This is a genomic window from Enterobacter sp. WCHEn090032, assembly GCF_003986875.1.
Classification (GTDB): domain Bacteria; phylum Pseudomonadota; class Gammaproteobacteria; order Enterobacterales; family Enterobacteriaceae; genus Enterobacter; species Enterobacter sichuanensis.
In genome coordinates this window covers 19,709-44,022 of sequence record NZ_RXRN01000001.1, presented here as the reverse complement: position 1 = coordinate 44,022, position 24,314 = coordinate 19,709, and the positions used below count along the sequence as shown (strand labels likewise).

Here is a 24,314-nt window from a genome sequence, read left to right as displayed (position 1 = left end):
GTACCTTAACTATAATACTGAGGTTATTATGGCGTTAACGCATGCTAACAATACCCAGAAAGCATCTGAGCCGGTAAAAGCCAGCGCGCATATTCGCGTAATTCTGGCGCTGGCATTATCCGGGCTTGCTGAACTTGCTTCTCTGTTTTTTATTCAACCTCTGCTGCCGACGCTGGCTGTGGAATATAATGTGCCTGTCAGTCAGGTGAGTATTATCCTGTCAGCAGAAACGGCACTGCTGGCAATTGGCCTGTTATTTACCGGAACGTTATCCGATCACTATGGCAGGAAGCGGTTAATTATTGTCTCCCTCCTGCTGGGCGGGATCCTGACGCTGCTCTGCCCGCTGGTGGAGTCCTGGGCGATGCTGGTGGCGCTGCGTGCGGTGATTGGTCTGGCGCTGAGCGGTATCGCGGCAGCGGCAACCGCCTACATCAGTGAGGAAGTCGCACCGGTAGCGGCAGGGATCGTCACGGGGTATTTTGTCTTCGGTAACTCGATGGGCGGCATGTCCGGCCGTATTGTTGCCAGCCAGCTTATCGATCACGTTTCCATTAATGTCATCTTTTACGGCTTTGCCGTCAGCCTGATTGCGGTTGCCATTCTGGTGAAATTCCTGCTGCCTGAATCCAAAAACTTTACCCCTACGCAGAACCTGAACGTGATGCGAATGGTGAAAGGGGCGGCATCGCATTTCAAAAACAAAAATCTGGCGCTGGCGTTTGTCATCAGCTTTATTATCTTCGGCGCATTTACCTCTCTTTATAACTATCTGGCGTTCTTCCTGAAGGGTGAACCGTTCCATATTTCACCGGCTAATGCAGGTCTGCTCTCCTTTAGCTTTGCCCTGAGCTTCTTTACGGCTCCGCAGGCCGGTCGCTTATCCGCGAAATATGGCGCGATGAAAGTCTTGCGCGTGCTGTTCCTGATCATGGCCTTTGGCATGCTGCTGACGCTGACGTCGAATGTTGTCACCTTTATTGTGGGCGCGGTCATTTTTACCGGCTGTTTCTTCGGCTGCCACTCTATCGGCTTAAGCTGGGTCAGTAAAAATGCAACCCATGCAAGAGGCCAGGCCGTCGCGCTCTATTTATTCTTCTACTACATGGGCGGTTCGGTTATTGGTTTTATCAACGGTTTTGTTTTCCATTCAATGGGCTGGCTGGGAATGACAGGATTTATTCTGGCCTTACTCGGGGTTGGCGTTGTGGTGGCAACGTATCTGGCATCCGGTAATAAACCGGTGCTGGTACCCGCGCAGTCAGCAGAATAAAACATCAGGCAAGGTGTTCACGCCTCAGGGCGTGAACACAGAACGAATATGTACATCAATCGGGTATCATCATGAAATTAGCAAGTTATATTCATCAGGGCCGTAAAAGCTACGGGATTTATACACCATCCGGCATTATCGATTTGGGTAATAAAATCGGCCATCACTACGCCACGTTGAAAGATCTCCTTCAGTGGGATGCGGTTGACGTTGCCAGGCAATATCTCGATTGCCCTGTGGATATAATGCCTGAAGAGATTACCTTTTTACCCGTTATTGAAGCGCCAGGAAAGATATTCTGCGTTGGCATGAATTACGCTGAAAAAAGAAAAGAGTTTGTCGAGACTAATAATGCGCCCACGCTGTTTATTCGCTTTCCTGATTCACAAACCGGGCATGCGCAGCCGGTGATAAAACCGGTTCTCTCCAGCGAGTTCGATTATGAAGGGGAGCTGGCCGTTATTATCGGTAAACCTGGCAGCCGGATTGACGTGAATGACGCACTCAGCCATGTCGCGGGATACAGCTGCTATATGGATGGTTCCGTTCGCGACTGGCAGCACGCCTGGTTCACTGCCGGTAAAAACTGGACGCAAACCGGCGCCTTCGGCCCCTACATGACCACGGCGGATGAGATCCCCGATCCACATGCATTGACCATTCATACCTGGCTGAACGGCATGCTGGTTCAGAATGACTCCACCGCCAGCATGATCCACAAAGTGGCGGATCTTATCGCCTACATCAGTACGTTCACCTCTCTCAGCGCTGGCGACGTCATTATTACCGGTTCGCCAGGCGGCGTCGGCAAAAAGCGTAATCCGCCGCTCTTTATGCACCATGGCGATCGCGTTGAAGTTGAGATCGAAAACCTTGGTCGCCTGATGAACACCATTGTGGAAGCTCAACCGCAGCCGGAAGAGCTCGCTGTCTAAACGCCCAGGAGAGAGAAGATGTTCAGCGCCAGAACACCCGAGTTTGAGGTTATTAACGCCGGTAACGCTCAGGCCAGAGAGGAGGTTGCCGCTTTCCTGGCCCGCAACGGTTTAGGTATTGATGACGATATCGCGCAATTTATTGTTGCCCGCTACCAGCGCCATCTTGTCGCCTGCACCGGCATTGCGGGTAACACGTTGAAGTGCATCGCAGTGGATGCCGGGTGGCGGGGCACATCGTTAATCCTGACGTTAATCCATGAGGCCGAACTGCAGGCAGCACAGAACGGTGAACATCAACTCTTTCTCTTTACCTGTCCGGATAACGTGAAGTCATTTCGCGGATGCGGCTTTTATCCGCTGGTGACGGTCGGGAAGCGTGCGGCATTAATGGAGAATACGCCGGTGGGGATTCATCGTTATTGCAGCGAACTTCGCCGTCATCATCTCGTGCCGGGAAATACTATTGGCGCGATTGTGATGAACGCGAATCCGTTCACCCTGGGCCATCAATATCTGATCGAGCATGCAGCAAGCCGGTGCGACCACTTGCATGTTTTCGTGGTTCAGGAAGATGTCTCTGCGTTTTCATTTAATGAACGGTTCGCGATGGTCAGGGACGGTTCCCGGCATATTCCTAACGTCACGGTGCATCCGGGGTCTGCGTATATTATTTCTCGCGGCACCTTCCCGGGCTATTTCCTGAAAGACAAGCAGGTCATTGATAAAGTCTACGCGGCCATTGACCTCCTGCTGTTCAGAAATTACATCGCCCCGGCGTTGAATATTCATCATCGTTTCGTGGGTACCGAACCGTTCTGTCCGTTAACCGCTGAATATAACCGGGCAATGCATCGCTGGCTGGAAGACGAAACCAGCGCGGCGCCCCGTATTTGCGTCCATGAAATAGAAAGAAAAACGGATGGCTTTAATGTGCCGGTCTCGGCTTCAGCTGTTCGTCGATTATTAAAAGAAAACAACATCGCTGCCGCCAGCCGCATGGTGCCAGCCACCACGCGCGCGTTTCTGAATAACGGAGTGCAGCATCAGCGTTGCTTATCCGAGCCGCTGACGGCAGCGGTTTAAGCGCATTACCACAGGAAAATGGATATGAAAATTGTACAAGCCGCGATGGCGGGAACGCTGGAGTCCAGCGACCTCATGGTTAAGGTCAGCCCCGATGAGAGCGGGCTGGACGTGGTCATCCACAGCGAAGTCTATAAGCAATTCGGCGACCGAATTGCAGAAGTGGTGAATGAAACGCTCTCTGCGTTCAACATCGAACAGGGGCAGATCATTATTGATGATAAAGGCGCGCTGGACTGCGTGATCCGCGCCCGCGTGCAGGCTGCACTGCTCAGAGGGACAGCCCGGGAAGACATTGCATGGGAAACGTTATAATGAAAAAATTACGCCGCAGTATGTTATTTATTCCCGGTTCAAGTGCTGCCATGTTGTCGACGGCATTTATCTATAAACCTGACTCTATTATGTTTGACCTGGAAGATGCCGTGGCGCTGAAAGAAAAAGACAGCGCGCGCCTTCTGGTATTTCATGCGCTGCAACACCCGATGTACAACGATATTGAAACCGTTGTTCGAATTAACCCGCTAAATACCCCTTTCGGTTTGAAGGATCTTGAAGCTGCCGTCAGGGCGGGGGTGGATGTTATTCGTCTGCCGAAAACCGACTCTCCGGAAGATATTTATCAGCTCGAACGTGAAATCGTCCGCATTGAAGAAACCTGCGGCCGTCCTGTTGGCTCCACGAAATTAATGGCCGCGATTGAATCAGCCGTGGGGGTTATTAATGCGGTCGCCATTGCGAAATCGTCCGACCGTTTAATGGGTATTGCGCTGGCCGCTTTTGATTATGTGATGGATATGCAAACCGAGCGGGGCGACGGGACAGAGCTGTTCTATGCGCGGTGCGCGGTATTACATGCCGCGCGCGGAGCCGGTATCGACGCGTTCGATGTGGTGTACGCCGACGTGAATGACGAGGCCGGGTTCCTGAAAGAAGTGGATCTTATCCGCCGGATGGGCTTCAACGGAAAATCGCTGATTAACCCGCGACAAATTGAAATTCTTCATAACGCCTACGCTCCCACCCAGGAAGAAGTGGATTACGCACAGCGCGTGCTTGCCGCTGCAGAAGAGGGCGAACGCAACGGACTCGGAGTGGTCTCGCTGAACGGCAAAATGATCGACGCGCCGATTATCAATCATGCCCGGGTTGTTATCGAACGCAAAAATGCCTCTGGCATTCGTCAGTAATCACATTTTTTCGCAAGCGACAGGATGAATAATGAAAAATCTCACTGAAACCCTGCATCACATTCCCGGCACGCGTCGTGAATACGTCGCCTTCAGCGGCGCTAATGCGACGACGCCGTATCTTTCTGATACACAGCAAAAATATCAGCGCAAACTTTTTGCCAGCGTGGACGAGGTGCTGGACCGTTGCGATCTGCATGACGGCATGACCGTCTCCTTCCATCACGCGTTCCGCGAAGGCGACAAGGTGATCAATTATGTGATGGATAAGCTGGCTCAGCGCGGTCTTAAAGGGCTCACGCTCGCGTCCAGTTCGTTAATGTCATGCAATACGCCGCTTATCGGGCACATTCGCAATGGTGTGATTGGCAAAATCTACACCTCCGGGATGCGTGGTGAACTCGCGGACGCAATTTCACACGGATTGATGGACGAACCGGTACAGATCCACTCCCACGGCGGACGGGTGAATCTGATTCAGAAGGGCGAAATTACCATTGATATCGCTTTTCTGGCGGTCTCCTGCTGCGATGAATATGGCAATGCCAGCGGCAACGGCGGTACCTCGCAGTGCGGCTCACTAGGTTACGCCATGGTCGATGCGCAGTATGCCAAAAAGGTGGTCCTGCTTACCGAAACCCTGAAGCCATTCCCTAATCTGCCGGCCAGTATCGTTCAGGATCGGGTTGACTATGTGGTGCAGATTGAGAGCGTCGGCGATCCGGCCAAAATCAGCGTCGGCGCCGCCAGGGTGACCAGTAATCCACGCGAACTGATGATTGCCCGTTCTGCTGCCGACGTTATCGAACACTCTGGTTATTTCCGCAACGGCTTTTCCATTCAGACCGGTTCAGGTGCGGCATCCACCGCCTGTACGCGGTTTATGGAAGCCCGGATGCGCAAACACAATATTGTCGCCCGGTTCGCGCTCGGCGGGATCACCGGCAGCATTGTCGATCTACATCAAAAGGGCTTAATTGAAAAGATCCTCGATACGCAAAGCTTTGACGGTGCGGCGGCGGCCTCCATGGCAGTCAATCCCAACCATGTTGAAATCTCCACTAACGTCTACGCCAACCCGGCGGCCAAAGCCGCCTGCTGCGACAGGGTCGATGTGGTCATCCTCAGCGCGCTGGAGGTGGACACTCGGTTCAACGTCAATGTCCTTACCGGTTCCGACGGGGTGATGCGCGGCGCGTCAGGTGGGCATTGCGACGTCGCGGCGGCGGCCAATCTCACCATTGTGGTTGCTCCGCTGATCCGCAGCCGCATTCCAACCGTTGTCCGGCAGGTTACCACCCTGGTAACACCGGGGGAGAGTATCGACGTTCTGGTTACCGATCACGGTATTGCCGTTAACCCGGCGCGCCCGGAGGTCCGCGAACGCCTGATTCACGCCGGGCTGACCGTCGTCGACATCGAGGCGCTGTATCAGAAGGCGTTGCTTATTTCGGGTGAGCCTAAGCCGGTGGCGTTTACCGACCGGATCGTTGGCGTGGTGCGCTACCGCGACGGCAGCGTAATTGATGTGGTTCACCAGGTGAAGGAGTGATCCCCATGACGGATAACGCATCGAATACCTCTGTTTCGCTGGAACAGGTTCTGACATCAAAAGAGCAGCGCGCACGCCGACAGCAGGCGTGGCTGTTTCAGTCGGATCATACCGTGGTATCCGTCACGCTGGTCTGGCCGGGGGCGGTGAAGGATACCGGTCTGGCCCGACGGGTGATGGCCGTTGCGAATGAGGCGCTCGGTGAGCTATTCCGCACGCATCAGTGGACGGTCTGCCGCCAGCAGACTCTGCAGCCGGTCACCGGGCCGGAAGCGCTCTGGTCGGTGGCGGCCCCGGCCTGGATGATCAAGCACGTCACCGCGCATCTCGAAGATAACCATCCTCTGGGACGCCTGTGGGATATCGACGTGTTGTGTCCGAAAACGGGACTGCTGAAAAGAAGCGCCATCCAGCAGCCGATGCGCAGATGTTTTATCTGTCATGAACCTGCTCATGTCTGCTCGCGTATGCGACGCCATTCCCTGCCCGAGCTTATGCGCGTAATTGAGGCGTTAACCGATGACTACTTCGCTTGCCAGCTGTAATACGCCAACCCCCCAGCAGAGCATCGCGGCGCTGGCGGTCGAGGCTCTGTGCCGGGAAATTCGCTTAACACCGAAACCGGGCCTGGTGGATCGCGAAAACAGCGGAGCGCATCGCGATATGAATTACGCGCTGTTTATGGCCAGTATCGCGGCCATTGCCCCGTGGTTCACCGCGTTCTTTAACGTCGGCAGGGAGACGGCCCGTCTTGCCGGGCCGCAAACGCTGCGGGCAATAAGGCCGGTCGGTCTGGCCTGCGAGCAGGCGATGTTCAACGCCACCGGCGGGGTGAATACCCATAAAGGCGGCATTTTCTCCCTGGGGCTGCTCTGTGCCGCGGCGGGGCGTCTGACGCAAAGGCAGGTAAGCCTCACGCAGCGCAGCCTGTGCGATGAGAGCAGGGCGATTTGCGCTGGCATCGTTGAACTGGAGCTGAAAAATCGCGGCGTTGCGAAAACGAAGGGCGAGCAGCAGTTCCAGGCATACGGTTTAACCGGCGCCCGAGGGGAAGCTGAAAGCGGTTTTGCCACCGTCCGCCACGCCGGGCTGCCTCACTTTGAAAGGGCACTGCGCCAGGGAGCCTCTGAGGACGACGCGTTACTGAGGATGTTGCTCGGGCTGATGGCGGCGAATCCGGATACCAATCTTGTTTCACGGGGGGGACCCGAAGGGCTGAATTATGCCAGACGCTATTCCAGACGACTTTTAGCGGTGAAACATCTGACGCCGGAGAGATTAGTTAACGCCTTAACCCGCATGGACGCTCAGTTTATTCGCCTGAATTTAAGCCCGGGCGGGAGCGCAGATCTTATCGCCGTCGGATGGTTATTGTCGCAATTTCCCTCCGAATAATCGAAAAGGAAAACGTCATGATTGAACAACGCCTCCAGCAGCTCAGTAACGTCTATACCGTGGTTCTGGTGCCGGGTCTGAGAGACAGCGATGAACATCACTGGCAAAGCTGCTGGGGGCGACGTTTTCCTTTCTGGAAGCGAATTCAGCAGAAAAACTGGTTCGAGCCCGATATTGAAAACTGGATCTCCGCCATTACCCGGGAGCTGGCGCAGTGCCCGCTGCCCGCCATCCTCGTCGGGCATAGCTTTGGTGCGCTGGCGTCGTGTCGGCTGCTGCAAACGCGACCGGTAAACGTCGCCGGGGTGGTGATGGTCGCACCGGCAGAGCCCGCGTTTTTCGGCCTTGATGAGGCCATTCAGCCTGCGCCATTACCGGTTCCCTGCCTGATGTTTGCCAGCAGAAACGATCCCCTGATGCGCTTCTCCCGCGCGCAGTTCTGGGCTGCCTGTTGGAAGGGGCTGTTAATCGATATCGGCGAGGCCGGACATATTAATGCCGAATCTGGCCACGGTGAATGGCCTTACGGACTTGAACGACTAACAGAATTTTGTGAACAACTTTAGCTTTAACAGGAGAACCTATGTTAGATGATTACACTCAGCACCTGAAAGCCCGCCAGGAGGTGGGCATTCCGGCGAAACCGTTAACAGCGGAACAGACAGCGGCGCTGATCCAGCGTTTACTTCACGATGCCCCGACACATCACCCGCAATTAATCGATTTATTAACCCACTGCGTCCCACCGGGTGTCGATCCTGCGGCAAAGTTAAAAGCCGAGTTTTTATTTAAGGTGGCGTTGCAGGACTACCGTGTTAACGGTCTCTCTCCCGAAGCGGCCACCACGCTGCTGGGTACCATGCAGGGCGGCTATAATGTCCAGCCGCTGATTGCGCTGCTTGACCATCCGGACCTGGCGCCGTTGGCCGCACAGCAGCTCTCTACGACCATCCTCATTTTCGAAAAATTCAGCCAGGTTGAAGCCAAAGCGATGGCCGGTAACGTCCATGCGAAAGCGGTGCTTCACGCGTGGGCCAATGCCGAATGGTTTACCCGCCGCCCGGCGATGGCTGAAAAAATCACCCTGAAGGTATTTAAGGTGCCCGGTGAGACCAATACTGACGATTTGTCTCCGGCACCGGAGGCATGGTCACGGCCGGATATTCCGCTGCATGCGCTCTCCATGCTCAGTAACGCCCGGGAAGGGGTTGAGCCTGATGAACCCGGCGCGCGCGGGCCGTTGCGCCAGCTGGCAGAATTAAAAGCGGCTGGCTGGCCGCTGGTCTATGTTGGCGACGTTGTGGGAACCGGATCGTCACGTAAATCCGCCACCAACTCCATCTTATGGCACATCGGGAACGATATTCCTTTCGTGCCGAATAAACGCAACGGCGGGTTTGTGTTTGGCGGCAAGATCGCCCCCATTTTCTTTAATACGCTCGAAGATTCCGGTGCCTTGCCGGTAGAGATGGATGTCTCCACGCTGACGACCGGGATGCTGATCGATCTTTATCCCTGGAAAGGCGAAATTCGTGAGACCGAAAGTCAGCGTCTGGTGACGACCTTTACGCTTAAAACCGAGGTGCTGCTGGATGAAGTGCGTGCCGGCGGGCGGATCCCGTTGATTATCGGACGCAGCCTGACGATGAAAGCGCGGGAATCGCTGAAGCTTGCGCCTTCTGAGGTCTTCCGCCAGCCTGCGGCACCTGCGCCTTCCACCGCCGGTTTTACGCTGGCACAGAAGATGGTGGGTAAAGCCTGCGGCGTCGCGGGGATCCGTCCCGGACAGTATTGCGAGCCAAAAATTTCGACAGTCGGTTCACAGGATACCACCGGCGGGATGACGCGTGATGAGCTGACCGATCTGGCGTGCCTGACGTTTTCAGCCGATCTGGTGATGCAGTCTTTTTGCCACACCTCTGCGTATCCAAAGCCGGTGGATGTTCGGCTGCATGAAACGCTGCCGCAGTTTATCACCCACCGTAACGGGGTGGCGCTCAAACCGGGTGACGGCATTATCCACTCCTGGTTAAACCGCATGCTGCTGCCGGATACGGTAGGCACCGGTGCTGATTCCCATACCCGTTTCCCGCTGGGGATCTCATTCCCGGGCGGCTCCGGACTGGTGGCGTTCGCCGCGGCAACGGGCATTATGCCGCTGGATATGCCGGAATCGGTGCTGGTTCGCTTTAAAGGTGAGATGCAAAAAGGCATCACCCTGCGCGATCTTGTTCACGCTATTCCGCTGTATGCCAGAAAACAGGGGCTGCTGACGGTCGAGAAAAAGAATAAGCGCAATGTTTTCTCGGGCCGAATCCTCGAAATCGAGGGGCTGGAAGCATTAAGTGCAGAGCAGGCGTTTGAACTGGCCGACGCGTCGGCTGAACGGTCCGCTGCCGCCTGCGTGATGCGCCTGGCGGAAGAGAAGGTGGCGCAATACCTGCGCTCCAATGCGGCTCTGCTGCGCTGGATGGTTCAGCAGGGGTACGAAAACGCCGCTACGCTTGAACGTCGTATCGCGGAGATTGAGGCCTGGCTGGCTAACCCGTCGCTGCTCTGCGCCGATCCAGATGCGGAATACGCGGCCGTCATTGAGATTGACCTCAATGAGATCACCGAACCGGTGGTCTGCGCGCCGGACGATCCGGATGATGCCCGTCTGCTTTCTGAGGTGGCCAGCACGCCGATAGAAGAGGTCTTTATTGGCTCCTGTATGACCAATATCGGCCATTTCCGCGCGGCCGGGACAATCATGGCCGAGGCCAGCGAAAGTCAGGCGCGTTTGTGGCTCGCTCCGCCGACAAAAATGGATGCCCAACAACTCTCTCGTGAAGGCTATTTTAATCAGTTTATTCAATCGGGCGCGCGCATTGAGCCTGCGGGCTGTTCACTCTGTATGGGGAACCAGGCGAGGGTGCGCGAAGGGAGTCACGTGGTATCAACGTCCACCCGAAATTTCCCGCATAGACTGGGAACAAATGCCAAAGTCTTCCTGGCGTCCGCTGAATTAAGTACCGTTGCGGCCATCCTGGGTAAAATGCCCACCGTTGACGAGTATTTTCGCTATACCGATAAACTTCATGACGCCCATGAAAATATCTATCATTATCTCAGTTTTGACACCCTGGCTGAATATCAAACCACAAAAGGTGATAATATCCAGGTTGTTACCGTGTAATTCTTTATTATTTGTTCGATAAATATTATTTAGCCGGCAGAGACCTCTCGCAGGAGTGGTTTCTGCTATTCAGGGACCCTTTTCTCATGGGTGAGATATGCTTAAATCCAATGTTTTAAAAACAATCTTACTTGCCATTATTATATTATTATCAATATTTATTCCTCCGCCTGATGGATTAACCAAAGAGGCGTGGATCCTGGCAGGCATTTATCTTTCCGCAATCGTAGGGCTGGTGATTAAACCCTATCCTGAACCTGTCATCATGCTGGTCGCGGTCGCATTAACCTGTTTTACCGTGACCAAATTCCCCGATTCTCCCGTGAAATCCATGGATGTTCTTAGCGGATACGCCTCAGGCACCACCTGGCTTGTGTTCAGCGCCTTTACCCTTAGCGCGGCGTTTGTCACCACCGGTCTGGGAAAACGCCTTGCCTACTGGTTTATCCTGAAATTTGGCAGCACGACGCTGAGACTGGGCTATGTAACCGCCTTGCTGGATTTGGTGCTGGCACCCGCCACGCCCTCAAATACCGCGCGGGCAGGTGGGGTGGTTTTCCCTATTATTAACAGTATCGCGACCGTACTGGGGTCAACGCCACAAGAGTCACCGTGCAAGGCCGGACGTTATTTAATGGTCAATGTCTATATGGTGACTAAAACGACCAGCTATATGTTTTTAACCGGTTTTGCCGGGAACGCATTAGCGCTACAGCTTATTTCCGACATTTTCCATATTCATATTAGCTGGATCGGCTGGATGCTGGCGGGTGCTCCGTTGGGATTATTGATGCTGTGTATTATTCCCTATATTTGTTACCGCGTCGCCTCGCCGGAAATTAAAAAGATTGATAATGTCGCGATTGCGACTGATGGGCTGAAAAGCCTGGGGGCGATGAGTCTCAAAGAGAAAGGTCTGGTGGTGATTTTTATCGCCGCGTTACTGGGTTGGATCTTTTCTCGCCATCTTGGATTGAATGAATCCGCTGTCGCCATTATCGCGATGGGGGCGGCACTGCTGTTTAATATTATCGGCTGGAGTGATGTTCAGAAAAATAAAGGTGGCTGGAATACCCTGATGTGGTACGGAGGCATCATTGGTCTGAGCGCCACCCTGAGCAAAGAGGGCTTTTTCCGCTGGCTGGCTGATTTCCTGTCAGCGCATCTGGATTTCCTCAGCGCCGGTAACATGACCATCGTGATTATCGTGTTTCTCAGCGTACTGGTTCGCTATTTCTTTGCCTCCGGCGGGGCCTACGTGGCGGCCATGGTGCCGGTCTTCGCCACCGTGGGTCTGGTCACCGGCACGGCGCCCGTACTGCTGGCGCTTGCCATTCTGTTTTCCAACTCGTATGGTGGCTGTATCACCCACTATGGTGGCGCGGCAGGTCCAATTATCTTCGCCTCCGGCTATAACGACATTAAGTCATGGTGGACAATCGGCACAATCGTGGCGCTGGGCACGTTTTTAGTCCATATGTTCCTCGGCATACCGTGGTGGGGTTTCCTGATGCAGCACGGTATGCTGCAGTATTAATCGCCCGGTGGCGGCTACGCCTTACCGGGCCTACAGTCCACGCGGCGGCATTACTCGAAGGCATGTTGATATGGAAATCGTATTACGAAATAAATTCAGTTCATTGGGAATGTTTCTGGGGGGAATTGCACTCATTCTCTCAATCGTGCAGTTTTCATTCGGACCGTTTTCTCCAAAGCCGCCAGCGCTTGAGGTTATTGTTGCTGAGAAAGTGTCGGCTGTAAAACAAGGGGTAATTTCGGGGCTAAAGGGAGAGCGTCCTGCTGCCCGAACCGAAAAAACGAAGGTTAATATTGACAGCATTCTTCTTAACGCCGGGATTATTCTCGCTGTTGTGGCACTGGGACTTTCGTTCATCGGAGGAATGTGTAAGGAGAGCCGTTGGGGTATCTCTGGGGCACTGCTATTCTCAGGGCTAACGCTTACCTTTCATGCTGTGCTGCTTGCGTTTGGGCTGATCGTCGCGGTGTTGTTGCTGTTATTTATTCTCTCTCTGCTAACCGGAGGTTCACTAAGTTGATTTCAGCCCGGTGGCGGTTATGCCTTACCGGGCCTGGAGAAACCGGAACGTAGGTCGGGTAAGGCGTAGCCGCCACCCGACAAAATCAACGGCGATCAGCGGCATCACGCGCCCAGGTTGCCCAGCCCGTCCTTCAGGAGTATTAACTCAATTCGAGGGAGATCAGCTTGTCGAGATGCTGATTAAACGCCGCGTCATCCATCTCAGGCATATTCAGGACATACATCCCGTCAAGACCACACACCAGCCCGATCAACCGCCAGGCAATATTTTCCGCTCGATCGGTAAGCGTAAACGCGTTGGCCTCCGCCCCGGCGCGGATAATCGCCACGGTCTCCTGATGCCACATCTCCATGGTCATCACATAGGCGCTTTTAATGTCAGCGTCGCGGCTGGCCAGGAGCTGCGCTTCCCGCCACAGGCGAATATAGGGCTCAAACCCGCCATCATCGCTGCCGAGCATAGCGTGCAGCCGCTCCCGCCAGCTGGCGTTTTCACCCACCACGTCGGCATCCAGTAACGCACGGATCAGCTGAACGAAGGCCAGCGATTTTAGCTCCCCACCGGAGGTAAAATGATGGTGAACCTGTCCGGTCGCGACTCCGGCTTCAGCCGCAATGCGGCGTACCGTCATGGCCGTCAGTCCTTCAGCCAGCGCCACGCGCATGGCGGCCTGTAAGATGGCTTCCCGCCGTTCATCCTTGCTCAGATATCGCATGTTGACTCACTCTCAATGGGAACGAAACGAGTGTAACAAAAAGCTGGACACGCGTTCAACTTTCCGTAGGATCGCATTCTGGACATGTGTCCATATTTGCAATGAAAAGGAAATTTATGTTTGGTCAGTGGTTAGCGTTAGTGATTATCGTGCTGGTGTATATCCCGGTGGCGATCGACGCGACGGTGCTGCACGTGGCGGCGCCGACATTGAGCATGACGCTGGGCGCCAGCGGCAATGAATTGCTGTGGATCATTGATATTTACTCGCTGGTGATGGCGGGAATGGTGCTGCCGATGGGCGCCCTGGGCGATCGGATTGGTTTTAAACGCCTGCTGATGATGGGTAGTACGCTGTTTGGCCTGTCGTCCCTGGCGGCCGCGTTTGCCCCGTCGGCAGGGTGGCTGATTGCGGCCCGCGCTTCGCTGGCAATCGGCGCGGCGATGATCATTCCGGCTACGCTTGCCGGGATCCGTACGCTGTTTGTCGATGCGCGTGATCGTAACATTGCGCTTGGCGTCTGGGCGGCGGTGGGGTCCGGTGGCGCGGCGTTCGGTCCGCTGATCGGCGGTATGCTGCTTGAGCATTTTTACTGGGGATCGGTATTCCTGATCAACGTCCCGATCGTGCTGGTGGTGGTTTCGCTGGCGGCGCGTTTTGTACCCCGTCAGCAGGGGCGTCCGGAGCAACCCCTCAATATTAGCCATGCCATCATGCTGATTGTGGCGATTTTGCTGCTGGTCTACAGCGCTAAAACCGCGCTTAAAGGTGTGCTCTCGCCGTGGCTGGTTGTCAGTGCGCTGGTTGCTGGCTCGGTGCTGCTGTTTGTCTTCGTGCGTATTCAGCTTCGCGCCCGCGTGCCAATGATCGACATGCGCCTGTTCTGCCACCGCATCATTCTGAGTGGCGTCGTGATGGCGATGACCGCCATGATTGCCCTGGTCGGGTTTGAGCTGTTGATGGCTCAGGAGCTGCAGTTTGTTCATGGCTTCACGCCGTTTGAAGCGGGGATGTTCATGCTGCCAGTGATGGTCGCCAGCGGGTTCAGCGGGCCGATAGCAGGTTTCCTGGTCGGGCGTTTAGGGCTGCGCATCGTCGCGGCTGGCGGTATGGGGCTCAGCGCCGTCAGCTTTATCGGCCTGTCGTTGCTCGACTTCAGCACGCAGCAGTGGCAGGCGTGGGGGCTGATGGTGCTACTCGGCTTCAGTGCCGCCAGCGCGCTGCTGGCCTCGACTTCCGCCATTATGGCTGCCGCGCCGAAAGAGAAGGCCGCTGCCGCAGGAGCGATTGAAACCATGTCCTATGAGCTGGGGGCCGGGCTGGGGATCGCCATTTTTGGCCTGCTGTTGACCCGCAGCTTCTCGGCGTCGATTGAGCTGCCGCAGGGGCTGCACGCTTCTCTGGTCGATAAAGCCGCGTCGTCTATTGGTGAAGCGATGAAGGTGGCGCAGGAGCTGACGACGCCTCTGGCAGAATCGGTGATTGAGGCGGCAAAAAGCGCGTTTATCACCTCGCACAGCGTGGCGCTGGGCAGTGCAGGAGGCATGCTGTTGTTGCTGGCTGTTGGGATCTGGTTTAGCCTGGCGAAGGTGCCGAAGTCCTGAAACACACCCGGTGGCGCTGCGCCTACCGGGCGTGCGGGCGCGGTGTCGTAAAGCCGGGCAAGCACCCGGCTTATTTTTCCTGGGCGGCGGCCAGCACGCTGTGCAGCAGCACGTTTGCCCCTTTCTCTGACCATTCCGGCAGGATCCTCTCTGCTTCGTTATGGCTGATGCCCTTCACGCAGGGGATGAAGATCATGCTGGCAGGCGCGACTTTGCTGACATAGCAGGTGTCGTGCCCCGCGCCAGAGACCATCGGTTTCGACGAATAGCCCAGTTCGGCCACCGCCTTCTCCGTACGCGCCAGACATGTGGTATCAAACGCAATCGGCGCATAGTCAAAAATGCGCTCAACGACAGCCGTCACGCCGCGCAGGGTGAGGCTTTCAGCCACTTTATGCAGCGCCGCTTCCATGGCTTCCAGTGCCGCCTGCGAAGGATGGCGAAACTCCACGCTGCATACCACACGAGAGGGCACGACGTTGCGCGAGTTCGGCGTAACCTGCGCCATACCGATCGTCGCGCGTCCGTCTGGTGCATGCCGATAGCCAATCTCTTCCACCTTCAGCGCCAGCTCCGCAAAGGCGGTCAGCGCGTCGCGACGGCTGTGCATTGGCGTCGTTCCGGCGTGGGCGGCGAATCCGTCCAGCGTCAGGGTAAACCAGCGCTGGCCCATGGCGGCGCGGACGAGCCCGATATCCAGACCTTCATCTTCCAGAATCGGGCCCTGTTCGATATGCAACTCATAGCAGGCGTGAACCGGAAACGCGCGGGCCGGTATGTCTCCACGATAGCCGATCTCTTCAAGCGCCTCGCGAACGGTCACGCGTTTGCTGTCCATTCGGGCGTAAGCAAATACCTCGGTAAGCTGGCCGGCCCAGACGCCTGAGGCGAGCATGGCTGGCGCAAAGCGGGCACCTTCTTCGTTGGTCCAGTTCACCAGCACAATGTCACGTTCCGTCTCAATGCGATGATCATTGAGGGTACGCAGCAGTTCCAGCCCGGCCAGCACGCCGTAAACCCCGTCGTAGTTGCCGCCGAGCGGCTGGGTATCCACGTGCGATCCGGTCATGACCGGGGCGAGCGCCGGGTTTTTCCCCGCACGGCGGATAAACATGTTGCCCATTCGGTCGACGTCGCAGGTAAATCCGGCGTCCAGCGCCCAGTCGCGCAGCAGGTTACGCGCAATACGATCTTCCTCGCTGAGTGCCAGACGGGTCACGCCACCGGCGGGCGTCCCGCCGATCTGCGCCATCATCGCAAGCGTTGACCAGAGCCGTTCGGCGTTGACGCGGATCATGGCTTGTCCTTAGTGCTGCGGTAGCGGAAATCACAGCATGCGCCGCCCTGCATGATGGTGGTGGTGCGGGTCAGCTTCACGTCCGGGGCATAGCCGACGATGAATTTTTCATCGCGCGCGCAGGAGAGCAGGTGACCAATTTCGCCCAGCCCCATCTCGTGATACATCTCCGCGTAGCGGCAGCGGGTCACGTTGTAGTTGTACTGCTGGTCGTCGGCGTCGATCACCTTCACGTCGAGGGCGTTATCTTTTTCCCACAGATACTGCAGAGCGATAAAGCTCTTCACGTCCGCGCCGTTGGGCTCTTTGCTGGCAAACGCTTTGCCAGCGTCAATCGCGGCCTGCTCAATGGCCTCGCCAATCACCGCCTGGGCGCGGGTTTTCCCTATCTCGCGCACCAGGATTTCATAAATTGGCTTAATAATTTCGGCTTCAATTTTGCGGCGGGCGAGAATGCCCAGCTCGTTATTATCACTCATCACATTGCCTCGCTGCGTTACTTCGCTTTTGCGCCGCCCAGCACGGTCTGCGGCTGCCATTTGCCGTCGACAACCTTGTAGACCGTGAACGACGGTGATTTCAGGTTGCCTTCGTTATCAAACGCAATCTGGCCGGTGACGCCAGCGTAGCTTATGGCACGCAGGGCAGGCAGATACGCGGAAGGATCAACGGAGTCTGCTTTTTCCATCGCCGCCACCAGCACGCGGGTAGCGTCATAGGCGAACGGGGCGTGCAGTTCGATATGGGTGTGGTAGCGGGACTGGTACGCCTGCTCGAACGCTTTACCTCCCGGCATCTGATCAACGGGCAGACCCGGCTCCAGGGCGACCACGCCTTCTCCCTCTTTTTGTGCCAGCTGCAGGAACGTCTGGCTGACGAATCCGCCTGCGCCCATCAGCGTGGCGTTCATGCCCAGCTGTTTGATGCGGCGCGCCAGGGGTGCGGCCTGGCTGTCGACGCCGCCGAAGAAGATCAGATCGGCATTTTTACTGCGAATGGCAGTCAGTACGGCGCTGAAATCGACCGTTTTGTCATCCACGTACTGACGATCGACAATTTTCACGCCCTGTGCTTCAAGCGATTTAATAAACTGGTCTGCCAGACCCTGACCAAAGGCGGTACGGTCGTCGATCACCGCAATGCGTTTGGCTTTCAGGGTGTTCACCGCGTACTGTCCGGCAAGCTGGCCACCGTCGTCGTCGTGCCCCATCACGCGGAAGCTGGTATCAAAACCCTGTTGAGTATAGGCATGACCGGTCGCGACCGGTGCCACCTGTGCGATGCCGGCATCATGATAGACGCGGGCAGCCGGAATGCTGGTACCGGTGTTCCAGTGGCCGACCACGCCCGCCACGCCGCTGTCCACCAGACGCTGCGCCACGGCAACCGCGGTGCGCGGATCGGACTGATCGTCTTCGGACTGCAGTGTGAAAGTCACCGCTTTGCCGCCGATGGTCGGGTGCTGTTTGTTGATGTCATCGATCGCCAGCTGCGCGCCATTCTCCAGATCTTTACCGATACGGGCAGACGGGCCGGTGAGCGGGCCCGCCAGACCGATAACCACGGTTTCACTGTCGGCGGCTCTGGTGGCCGTTGAGGCGAACCCACCGAGCAGAATAGCGGCGCTTAGCGCACTGATTTTTACTGTTTTCATTGTATTTCCCTGGTGTTGGCTGGTGTTGTTAAACGGGCATTTCGCCCAGATAAATCTGTGCAATCTGGTCGTCATCAAGCAGCGCTTTCGATTCGCCATGATGAACGATGCTGCCGCTGTCCATCACCCATGCGCTGTCGGTCACTTCCAGCGCCAGGCGGGCGTTTTGTTCGATCAGCAGCAGGGCAACCCCGCGCTCGCGCAGGCTGGCAATAACCGCAAAAATGTTCTCCACCATCTTCGGGGCAAGGCCCATCGACGGCTCGTCAAGGATCAGCAGGCGCGGCTGGCTGAGCAGGGCGCGGTTCAGGGCCAGCAGCTGTTGTTCACCGCCGGACAGTAGCCCGGCGAGCTGGTGCTGCCGTTCGCCAAGACGGGGGAAACGCTCGAAAATCGCCGCCATCTCCTGTTTTACCGTGACAGTGTCACGTCTGAGCCAGGCCCCCATCTGCAGGTTTTCCAGAACCGTCATGCGGGAGAAGATCCCGCGGCCCTCCGGGACCATCACCAGCCCGTCGCGCAGCAAGGTGTCAGGGCGCAGTTTGCGTACCGCTTTACCGTTGAATTCAATGCTGCCGCCAAAGCGTTCCAGCCCGGTAATGGCGCGCACGGTGGAGCTTTTCCCCGCGCCGTTAGCGCCGATGAGCGTAGCCTGTTCACCCTCGTGCAGGGTAAAGGAGACGCCGCGTACGGCCTGAATGCCGCCGTAATGCACGTCCAGACCTTCGACTTTAAGGAGTTCAGACATGGGCGCTACCTCCAAGCCAGGCGGCGATCACAAGAGGGTCGCGGCGCACGCTTTCCGGCGTGCCGCAGGCAAGCGTTTTGCCGTAATCCAGCACCGTCAGACGATCGCAGATATTCATCACCAGCTTGACGTCATGCTCAATCATCAAAAGGGTTTTGCCGTCATCGCGGATGCGGATGAGCAGCTCGCCGAGGGCCACTTTTTCCGCCGCGTTCATCCCGGCGGCGGGCTCATCCAGCGCCAGCAGAAGCGGATCCGTTGCCAGCGCGCGGGCGATTTCAAGACGGCGCTGGTGACCATAGGCCAGATCGCAGGCGCGATAGTGGGCGAACTGCGCAATGCCGGTATAGTCCAGCCAGTGCCACGCCTGCTCGCGGGTCTGCCGCTCTTCCGCGCGGGCGCGCTTGTGGCGGCTCAGCGCGGCCCACAGACCGTTACGGGTGCGCACGTGGCGGCCCACCATCACGTTTTCCAGCACCGACATATCGTTAAAGAGGCGCACGTTCTGGAAGGTGCGCGCAATCCCGGCGGCAGTGACTTTCTCAATGTGCTTCGGGAAATAGGGCTTACCGGCAATCGAAAACTCACCGCTGTCTGCCGGATACAGCCCGGTGATCAGGTTAAAGCAGGTGGTTTTCCCGGCCCCGTTGGGGCCGATCAGGCCGTAGATCTCGCCCTTGTCCACGGTGATTGAAACATCATCCACGGCCGTCAACCCACCGAAGCGTTTTGACATGTTGCGTACGGTTAACAGACTCATGCCTTCACCTCCTTGTGGCGTACCGGCCAGATGCCAGCAGGACGCACCAGCATCACCAGCACCAGTGCCAGGCCGTAGAACAGCTGACGCAATACTTCCGGGTCAATCAGCACCGTACCGAACAGCGCCTGCTGCACCGGAGCCGCCTGGCTGCGCAGCAGTTCCGGCAGGGCGGTGAGCAGTATCGCGCCGAGGATCACGCCCGGTATGTGTCCCATCCCGCCCAGCACCACCATCGCCAGCACGGCGATGGATTCCTGCAACGTGAAGGATTCCGGGGAGACAAAGCCCTGAAACGCGCCGAACAGTGCGCCCGCCACGCCGCCAAAAGAGGCGCCCATCGCAAAGGCCAGCAGCTTATAGTTACGCACGTTGATCCCCATCGCGCGGGCCACATCCTCATCTTCACGGATGGCGTGCCAGGCGCGGCCGATACGGGAATGCTGCAGACGCAGGCAGACGAAAATGATCGCCACAATCACCAGCATCAGCAGGTAGTACCACAGCCAAAGCGCGGGCACCTTGACGCCGAACCAGTGGTATACGCCGCTGAACTTCAGGCCGAACAGGTTCAGCGTGTCCACTCCGGTAATGCCCTTTGCACCGTTGGTGATGTTTACCGGACGGTCGAGGTTACGCATCAGGATGCGGATAATCTCCCCAAAGCCGAGGGTCACTATCGCCAGATAGTCGCCACGCAGCTTCAGCGTGGGGGCACCCAGCAAAATGCCGCAGACTGCCGCAACCAGCGCGGCGAGCGGAATAATGAGCAGGTAAGAGGTATGCAGCCCGTCCGGGAACCAGACTCCGAGGATCGGGAACACCGCCAGCAAGTGTGGCGACGCCATCAGCGCCGCGAGGTAGGCCCCGACCGCGTAAAAGGCGATAAAGCCCATGTCCAGCAGGCCGGTGTAGCCGACCACAATGTTGAGCCCCAGCGCCAGCATGATGTAGAGCAGGGCGAAGTCGATAACACGCACCCAGTAGTTGCCGCCGAGCTGCGTGGCCACCACGGGCGCAATCAGCAGCGCGAGGCAGAATAACGTCATGCCGGACCAGAACTTGCGCGAGGTCGCCGGAGCCTGGAGTTGAAGAGTTGTCATAGTGCCCCTTACGCTCTGTTTGCCACGCGTTCGCCCAGCAGGCCTGCCGGACGGAAGACCAGCACCAGGATCAGCACGATGAACGCAAAGACATCCTGATAATTGCTGCCAAACACGCCGTGGGTCAGCTCACCCAGATAGCCCGCGCCCAGCGCTTCGATAATGCCGAGCAGGATCCCGCCAATCATGGCGCCACGAATGTTACCAATGCCCCCCAGTACGGCGGCGGTAAAAGCTTTGATTCCGGGTAAAAAGCCCATCGAGAAGCTGGCATTACCGTAGTTGCTGGCCATCATCACGCCGGCCAGCGCGGCAAACGCGCCACCAATGGCGAACGTCAGGGTGATAATGGCATTTGGGTTAACCCCCATCAGCGTGGCCACGCGCGGGTTTTCCGCAACGGCGCGCATGCCACGACCCAGGCGAGTGTATTCCACCAGCAGCCACAGCCCGGTCATCACTGCAAGCGCCAGCGCCACGGTGACAATGCCGGTGACGGTCACAATCGCAGGCGGATGCAGTTCGCTTCCCGAGGTAACGGCAATGGGGTCCATGGGCAGGATCTGCGGGAACATTAATGGGTTTCGCGTCCAGATAATCATTGCCACGGTTTGTAGCAGGACCGAGACGCCGATACCGGAGATCAGCGGCGCCAGGCGCGGGGCATTGCGCAGTCGGCGATAGGCAAAACGTTCCACGGCCATGGCCAGAAGGGAGCAGACGACCATGGCAATCGCCAGAGCCAGGCCAAGCAGCAGCAGCAGCGGCATATGAGGGAAGGTGGCATTCAGGGCGTTAATGGCGGAGAGCGTGGTGAGCGCACCGACCATAAGAATATCGCCGTGAGCAAAGTTAATAATGCGCAAAATGCCATACACCATGGTATAGCCCAGCGCGATCAGCGCGTAAATGCTTCCCAGCATCACACCGTTGATCAATTGTTGTATGAGTGTGTCCAACGTCTGTACCCGCAAAGTGCTCTTTCTGCGGCTACCTTCCGATAAATGAATTAAATTGTAAAATACACATATATTATTTCTTATGATAAACCGGTATTGCGTTATCTCTATGATTTATATAAATATAGTCAATCCCTGCTTTCGGCAGAAAAGCGTAAAGAAATCAACATATGAATAAAACAGAACAATTGGCCGTTCTCCCGGCGTATGCAGAAAGTCGTCTGGCGAACGACCCGCCGCTTCGGGCTGTGCGCGCGTTTGAAGCCATCGCCCGGCTGGGCAGCGTCACGCTGGCCGCGCAGGAGCTGGCGATCTCACCGTCAGCCGTGAGCCATCAGCTCAGGGTGCTCGAAGGGTATCTGCAAATGCCGCTGACGGAGCGTCAGGGGCGCAGGCTGGTGTTAAGCCAGCACGGACGTGAATATTACCGTTCAATCCGGGCGGCCTTTAACGTGTTGCGTCAGGCGACGGAGCACCTGGCAGAGCAGGCGCATACGCGACAGGTCACTATCAGCCTGATCCCGCTTTTTGGTATGGGGTGGTTTATTCCGCGGTTGCCCGCTTTTATGCGCGCCAATCCGCAAACCGAAATTAACGTGGTGTATGCCAACCATCGCAACTATCTGAGCGATGCGTCGGATATGTCGATTCGTTTTGGCAACGGTCAGTGGGCGGGTTATCAGAGTGAAAAGCTGATTTCCGGACAGATGGTACCGGTGTGCAGCCGCACATTTTTGCGCATCCACGGCCATATCGACACCCCTGAACAGCTGCTGCAAATGCCACTGCTGCACGATGAGGAGCGAACCAGCTGGCCGCAGTGGTTTCAGTTGCAGGGGGTAAAACGTCCTCTCCGGCGCAGCGGCCCTCTGTTCGAGGACGGGCTGTTGACGCTGGCGGGCGTGCAGGCCGGGCTGGGTTGCGCGTTAATGCGTGAACCCCTGATTGCACCGTATCTTGAGAGCGGTGAACTGGTGAAGATCCTTGACTTACCCATTGATGACGGGCGCGACTATTACCTCTGCGTGCGTTCAGATTCAGAGATGACCGAGGACGGTAAGCTGCTGCAAAACTGGCTTCGTCGGGAAGCCGGTGTTCATCCTGTTACAGCGTAAGCAGGCAGTGTTTATCCAGCGCTTCAATTTCTGCGCCGGTGTAGCGCGCGTATTGCCCGGTCAGACCAAAAAACGCCGGTTGGGTTTCGGTATAGATTTCTGCTGCCAGCACCAGCCGACGTCGCTCATCTTCGCTCATCTCAAGCAGTGTCCAGGGAATGAAATAGCGCGAAGCTGAAGTCAGTTTGAACCACAGTGGGCAGCCGCAGCCGGGGCAAAACCCGCGCTCTCCACGATCCGATGAACTGAAATGAGAAGGGGCGATGGAGTCCTGCTCGACAAGCGGCTGGCCCGACGCCTCCACATACATGGCGATCCCCCCGGACCACTTCTGGCATTGCGTACAGTGGCAGGCGACCACGTCGAAATTGTTGAGGCTCACGCTGAATTGACTCATTCCGCACAAGCAGCGTCCTTTGAAAATGTGCATGGCGTACTCCTTTTTGACGCCAGAAATCCGTATAAAAAAAGCCAGCCACATGGGCTGGCTTTCTGGCGTGGCATATCTTAGAACTGGTAGGTCAGACCTACAGCGACGATGTTATCGGTCGCTACGCCAGTTGCTTTGGTGAAGCTGTTGTCGTCAACCAGGTTGATTTTGTAATCAACATAGGTAGACATGTTTTTGTTGAAGTAGTAGCTCGCGCCAACGTCAACGTATTCAACCAGATCCTGGTCGCCGTATGAACCCAGGTCTTTACCTTTGGATTTCAGGTAAGCGATGGATGGACGCAGGCCGAAGTCGAACTGGTACTGAGCAACAACTTCAAAGTTCTGTGCTTTGTTCGCGATATAACCATCACCGAAGTTGGTCATGTTGCGGGTTTCAGAGTAGGTGGTTGCCAGGTAGATGTTGTTCGCATCGTATTTCAGGCCAGCAGCCCATACTTCTGCGTTTTCACCGCCAGCGTTAACGGTGTTTGCAACGCGACCGGCAGCAACCTGACGGTCAGTACGGTCAGATTTCGCGTAGGTTGCGCCAACACCGAAGCCGTCCATTTCATAGGTAGAAGACAGACCCCAGCCGTCACCGTTCGCTTCGGTGATGTCATTACGGTCGTTTTTACCCTGGTACTGAGCGGCAACGTTCAGACCGTCAACCAGACCGAAGAAGTCGGTGTTACGGTAGGTTGCAACGCCAGTCGTACGGCCAGTCATAAAGCCATCAGTCTGAGTCCAGGTATCGCCACCGAACTCTGGCAGAACGTCAGTCCATGCGCCGATGTCGTAAGCAACACCGTAGTTACGACCGTAGTCGAAAGAACCGAATTCGTTGAATTTCAGACCTGCGAAGGCCAGACGGGTTTTGTTGCCGTCAGAGCCCTGAGATTCAGAACGGTTGCCTTTGAACTCATATTCCCACTGGCCGTAACCGGTCAGCTGATCGTTGATCTGAGTTTCGCCTTTGAAGCCCAGACGAACGTAAGTTTTGTCGCCGTCGTTATCGCTATCGTCAGAGAAATAGTGCAGACCTGTCACTTTACCGTACAGATCCAGCTTGTTACCGTCTTTGTTATAAACTTCAGCCGCGTTTACAACGCCTGCTGCCAACATGGAAGTCACTGCCACTGCAACTAATTTAAGTTTCATCTTAAATATTCCTTATAATTTTCTTCAGTATTTCCTGAGCCACTTTGAACGATTTCTAAACGAGGCTGATCGTCAATGGCATGTTATTTTTAAAAATCTT

24 protein-coding genes are annotated in these 24,314 nt (G+C 56.3%); 14 read left to right on the top strand and 10 right to left on the bottom strand.

Going from position 1 to position 24,314, the window contains the following annotated elements; all coding sequences use genetic code 11:
- Positions 1-28 precede the first annotated feature (28 nt).
- From EKN83_RS00200 to EKN83_RS00145, 12 genes are all read left to right on the top strand, one after another.
- Positions 29-1,273, top strand: coding sequence for an MFS transporter (locus tag EKN83_RS00200; protein WP_126800085.1), 1,245 nt, complete (start codon positions 29-31; stop codon positions 1,271-1,273).
- A gap of 71 nt (positions 1,274-1,344) precedes the next feature.
- Positions 1,345-2,208 (top strand): fumarylacetoacetate hydrolase family protein, encoded by an 864-nt coding sequence (locus tag EKN83_RS00195; RefSeq protein WP_126800084.1) that lies wholly within the window; start codon positions 1,345-1,347, stop codon positions 2,206-2,208.
- A gap of 18 nt (positions 2,209-2,226) precedes the next feature.
- Positions 2,227-3,294: a [citrate (pro-3S)-lyase] ligase gene (gene citC / locus EKN83_RS00190; RefSeq protein ID WP_126800083.1), complete on the top strand. Its 1,068-nt coding sequence runs from the start codon at positions 2,227-2,229 to the stop codon at positions 3,292-3,294.
- A gap of 24 nt (positions 3,295-3,318) precedes the next feature.
- Positions 3,319-3,609, top strand: a complete 291-nt coding sequence (citD, locus tag EKN83_RS00185) for a citrate lyase acyl carrier protein (RefSeq protein ID WP_047958684.1) — start codon at positions 3,319-3,321, stop codon at positions 3,607-3,609.
- Positions 3,609-4,484 (top strand): citrate (pro-3S)-lyase subunit beta, encoded by an 876-nt coding sequence (gene citE / locus EKN83_RS00180; RefSeq protein ID WP_025758897.1) that lies wholly within the window; start codon positions 3,609-3,611, stop codon positions 4,482-4,484. Before citD ends, citE begins: the two co-directional genes overlap by 1 nt.
- A 31-nt stretch (positions 4,485-4,515) precedes the next feature.
- The gene (citF, locus tag EKN83_RS00175) at positions 4,516-6,036 is read left to right on the top strand and encodes a citrate lyase subunit alpha (protein WP_126800082.1); all 1,521 of its coding nucleotides are present in this window, start codon (positions 4,516-4,518) and stop codon (positions 6,034-6,036) included.
- Between the two features lie 5 nt (positions 6,037-6,041).
- The gene (citX, locus tag EKN83_RS00170) at positions 6,042-6,581 is read left to right on the top strand and encodes a citrate lyase holo-[acyl-carrier protein] synthase (protein ID WP_095449014.1); all 540 of its coding nucleotides are present in this window, start codon (positions 6,042-6,044) and stop codon (positions 6,579-6,581) included.
- On the top strand, positions 6,556-7,431 hold the full coding sequence (citG, locus tag EKN83_RS00165) for a triphosphoribosyl-dephospho-CoA synthase CitG (RefSeq protein WP_126800081.1): 876 nt from the start codon (positions 6,556-6,558) through the stop codon (positions 7,429-7,431). Before citX ends, citG begins: the two co-directional genes overlap by 26 nt.
- Before the next feature lie 17 nt (positions 7,432-7,448).
- A complete protein-coding gene (locus tag EKN83_RS00160) occupies positions 7,449-7,997 on the top strand; it encodes an RBBP9/YdeN family alpha/beta hydrolase (RefSeq protein ID WP_126800080.1) in 549 nt (182 codons plus the stop codon).
- A gap of 17 nt (positions 7,998-8,014) precedes the next feature.
- A complete protein-coding gene (gene acnB / locus EKN83_RS00155; RefSeq protein ID WP_126800079.1) occupies positions 8,015-10,609 on the top strand; it encodes a bifunctional aconitate hydratase 2/2-methylisocitrate dehydratase in 2,595 nt (864 codons plus the stop codon).
- Between the two features lie 97 nt (positions 10,610-10,706).
- The gene (locus tag EKN83_RS00150) at positions 10,707-12,146 is read left to right on the top strand and encodes an anion permease (RefSeq protein WP_095449010.1); all 1,440 of its coding nucleotides are present in this window, start codon (positions 10,707-10,709) and stop codon (positions 12,144-12,146) included.
- A 70-nt stretch (positions 12,147-12,216) separates the two neighbouring features.
- Positions 12,217-12,666 carry a hypothetical protein gene (locus EKN83_RS00145; RefSeq protein WP_126800078.1) on the top strand — a complete coding sequence of 150 codons (450 nt, stop codon included), beginning with the start codon at positions 12,217-12,219 and terminating at the stop codon, positions 12,664-12,666.
- A gap of 142 nt (positions 12,667-12,808) precedes the next feature.
- Here EKN83_RS00145 and EKN83_RS00140 read toward each other — a convergent pair whose 3' ends face one another.
- On the bottom strand, positions 12,809-13,384 hold the full coding sequence (locus tag EKN83_RS00140) for a TetR family transcriptional regulator (RefSeq protein ID WP_126800077.1): 576 nt from the start codon (positions 13,382-13,384) through the stop codon (positions 12,809-12,811).
- Between the two features lie 116 nt (positions 13,385-13,500).
- On the opposite strand from EKN83_RS00140, the gene EKN83_RS00135 reads away from it, so the two are divergent.
- Positions 13,501-14,988, top strand: coding sequence for an MFS transporter (locus EKN83_RS00135; protein ID WP_126800076.1), 1,488 nt, complete (start codon positions 13,501-13,503; stop codon positions 14,986-14,988).
- Positions 14,989-15,058: 70 nt separating this feature from the next.
- Here the strand turns inward: EKN83_RS00135 and EKN83_RS00130 are convergent, their stop codons facing one another.
- Genes EKN83_RS00130 through EKN83_RS00100 form a run of 7 tightly spaced genes read right to left on the bottom strand, consistent with a single transcriptional unit; the run spans position 15,059 to position 21,509 of the window.
- Positions 15,059-16,285, bottom strand: coding sequence for a Zn-dependent hydrolase (locus tag EKN83_RS00130; protein WP_126800075.1), 1,227 nt, complete (start codon positions 16,283-16,285; stop codon positions 15,059-15,061).
- On the bottom strand, positions 16,282-16,764 hold the full coding sequence (locus EKN83_RS00125) for an L-2-amino-thiazoline-4-carboxylic acid hydrolase (protein ID WP_095449006.1): 483 nt from the start codon (positions 16,762-16,764) through the stop codon (positions 16,282-16,284). The genes EKN83_RS00130 and EKN83_RS00125 overlap by 4 nt, the downstream gene beginning before the upstream one ends.
- A 17-nt stretch (positions 16,765-16,781) precedes the next feature.
- On the bottom strand, positions 16,782-17,939 hold the full coding sequence (locus EKN83_RS00120; RefSeq protein ID WP_095449005.1) for a branched-chain amino acid ABC transporter substrate-binding protein: 1,158 nt from the start codon (positions 17,937-17,939) through the stop codon (positions 16,782-16,784).
- Between the two features lie 28 nt (positions 17,940-17,967).
- On the bottom strand, positions 17,968-18,687 hold the full coding sequence (locus EKN83_RS00115) for an ABC transporter ATP-binding protein (protein WP_025758883.1): 720 nt from the start codon (positions 18,685-18,687) through the stop codon (positions 17,968-17,970).
- A complete protein-coding gene (locus EKN83_RS00110; protein WP_047958670.1) occupies positions 18,680-19,447 on the bottom strand; it encodes an ABC transporter ATP-binding protein in 768 nt (255 codons plus the stop codon). Before EKN83_RS00110 ends, EKN83_RS00115 begins: the two co-directional genes overlap by 8 nt.
- Entirely contained in the window at positions 19,444-20,550 is a 1,107-nt protein-coding gene (locus EKN83_RS00105) for a branched-chain amino acid ABC transporter permease (RefSeq protein WP_095451255.1), read from the bottom strand. The genes EKN83_RS00110 and EKN83_RS00105 overlap by 4 nt, the downstream gene beginning before the upstream one ends.
- A gap of 8 nt (positions 20,551-20,558) precedes the next feature.
- Positions 20,559-21,509, bottom strand: coding sequence for a branched-chain amino acid ABC transporter permease (locus tag EKN83_RS00100; RefSeq protein WP_126800074.1), 951 nt, complete (start codon positions 21,507-21,509; stop codon positions 20,559-20,561).
- A 170-nt stretch (positions 21,510-21,679) separates the two neighbouring features.
- On the opposite strand from EKN83_RS00100, the gene EKN83_RS00095 reads away from it, so the two are divergent.
- Positions 21,680-22,624 (top strand): LysR substrate-binding domain-containing protein, encoded by a 945-nt coding sequence (locus tag EKN83_RS00095; RefSeq protein WP_126800073.1) that lies wholly within the window; start codon positions 21,680-21,682, stop codon positions 22,622-22,624.
- On the opposite strand, the gene EKN83_RS00090 is transcribed toward EKN83_RS00095, so the two are convergent.
- Entirely contained in the window at positions 22,614-23,054 is a 441-nt protein-coding gene (locus EKN83_RS00090; protein WP_025758878.1) for a GFA family protein, read from the bottom strand. The genes EKN83_RS00095 and EKN83_RS00090 overlap by 11 nt on opposite strands.
- A gap of 77 nt (positions 23,055-23,131) precedes the next feature.
- Positions 23,132-24,214 (bottom strand): porin OmpC, encoded by a 1,083-nt coding sequence (gene ompC, locus EKN83_RS00085; RefSeq protein ID WP_025758877.1) that lies wholly within the window; start codon positions 24,212-24,214, stop codon positions 23,132-23,134.
- Positions 24,215-24,314 lie beyond the last annotated feature (100 nt).

Excerpts from the sequence above, each read along its gene's own strand:
- citG (WP_126800081.1), top strand. The coding sequence starts at position 6,556 with ATGACTACTTCGCTTGCCAGCTGTAATACGCCAACCCCCCAGCAGAGC.
- EKN83_RS00115 (WP_025758883.1), bottom strand. The coding sequence starts at position 18,687 with ATGTCTGAACTCCTTAAAGTCGAAGGTCTGGACGTGCATTACGGCGGC.
- EKN83_RS00150 (WP_095449010.1), top strand. The coding sequence starts at position 10,707 with ATGCTTAAATCCAATGTTTTAAAAACAATCTTACTTGCCATTATTATA.
- acnB (WP_126800079.1), top strand. The coding sequence starts at position 8,015 with ATGTTAGATGATTACACTCAGCACCTGAAAGCCCGCCAGGAGGTGGGC.
- EKN83_RS00195 (WP_126800084.1), top strand. The coding sequence starts at position 1,345 with ATGAAATTAGCAAGTTATATTCATCAGGGCCGTAAAAGCTACGGGATT.
- EKN83_RS00160 (WP_126800080.1), top strand. The coding sequence starts at position 7,449 with ATGATTGAACAACGCCTCCAGCAGCTCAGTAACGTCTATACCGTGGTT.
- citC (WP_126800083.1), top strand. The coding sequence starts at position 2,227 with ATGTTCAGCGCCAGAACACCCGAGTTTGAGGTTATTAACGCCGGTAAC.
- EKN83_RS00095 (WP_126800073.1), top strand. The coding sequence starts at position 21,680 with ATGAATAAAACAGAACAATTGGCCGTTCTCCCGGCGTATGCAGAAAGT.
- citD (WP_047958684.1), top strand. The coding sequence starts at position 3,319 with ATGAAAATTGTACAAGCCGCGATGGCGGGAACGCTGGAGTCCAGCGAC.
- EKN83_RS00145 (WP_126800078.1), top strand. The coding sequence starts at position 12,217 with ATGGAAATCGTATTACGAAATAAATTCAGTTCATTGGGAATGTTTCTG.
- EKN83_RS00120 (WP_095449005.1), bottom strand. The coding sequence starts at position 17,939 with ATGAAAACAGTAAAAATCAGTGCGCTAAGCGCCGCTATTCTGCTCGGT.
- EKN83_RS00135 (WP_126800076.1), top strand. The coding sequence starts at position 13,501 with ATGTTTGGTCAGTGGTTAGCGTTAGTGATTATCGTGCTGGTGTATATC.
- EKN83_RS00110 (WP_047958670.1), bottom strand. The coding sequence starts at position 19,447 with ATGAGTCTGTTAACCGTACGCAACATGTCAAAACGCTTCGGTGGGTTG.
- EKN83_RS00105 (WP_095451255.1), bottom strand. The coding sequence starts at position 20,550 with ATGACAACTCTTCAACTCCAGGCTCCGGCGACCTCGCGCAAGTTCTGG.
- EKN83_RS00125 (WP_095449006.1), bottom strand. The coding sequence starts at position 16,764 with ATGAGTGATAATAACGAGCTGGGCATTCTCGCCCGCCGCAAAATTGAA.
- EKN83_RS00140 (WP_126800077.1), bottom strand. The coding sequence starts at position 13,384 with ATGCGATATCTGAGCAAGGATGAACGGCGGGAAGCCATCTTACAGGCC.
- EKN83_RS00130 (WP_126800075.1), bottom strand. The coding sequence starts at position 16,285 with ATGATCCGCGTCAACGCCGAACGGCTCTGGTCAACGCTTGCGATGATG.
- citX (WP_095449014.1), top strand. The coding sequence starts at position 6,042 with ATGACGGATAACGCATCGAATACCTCTGTTTCGCTGGAACAGGTTCTG.
- EKN83_RS00090 (WP_025758878.1), bottom strand. The coding sequence starts at position 23,054 with ATGCACATTTTCAAAGGACGCTGCTTGTGCGGAATGAGTCAATTCAGC.
- EKN83_RS00200 (WP_126800085.1), top strand. The coding sequence starts at position 29 with ATGGCGTTAACGCATGCTAACAATACCCAGAAAGCATCTGAGCCGGTA.
- citF (WP_126800082.1), top strand. The coding sequence starts at position 4,516 with ATGAAAAATCTCACTGAAACCCTGCATCACATTCCCGGCACGCGTCGT.
- ompC (WP_025758877.1), bottom strand. The coding sequence starts at position 24,214 with ATGAAACTTAAATTAGTTGCAGTGGCAGTGACTTCCATGTTGGCAGCA.
- citE (WP_025758897.1), top strand. The coding sequence starts at position 3,609 with ATGAAAAAATTACGCCGCAGTATGTTATTTATTCCCGGTTCAAGTGCT.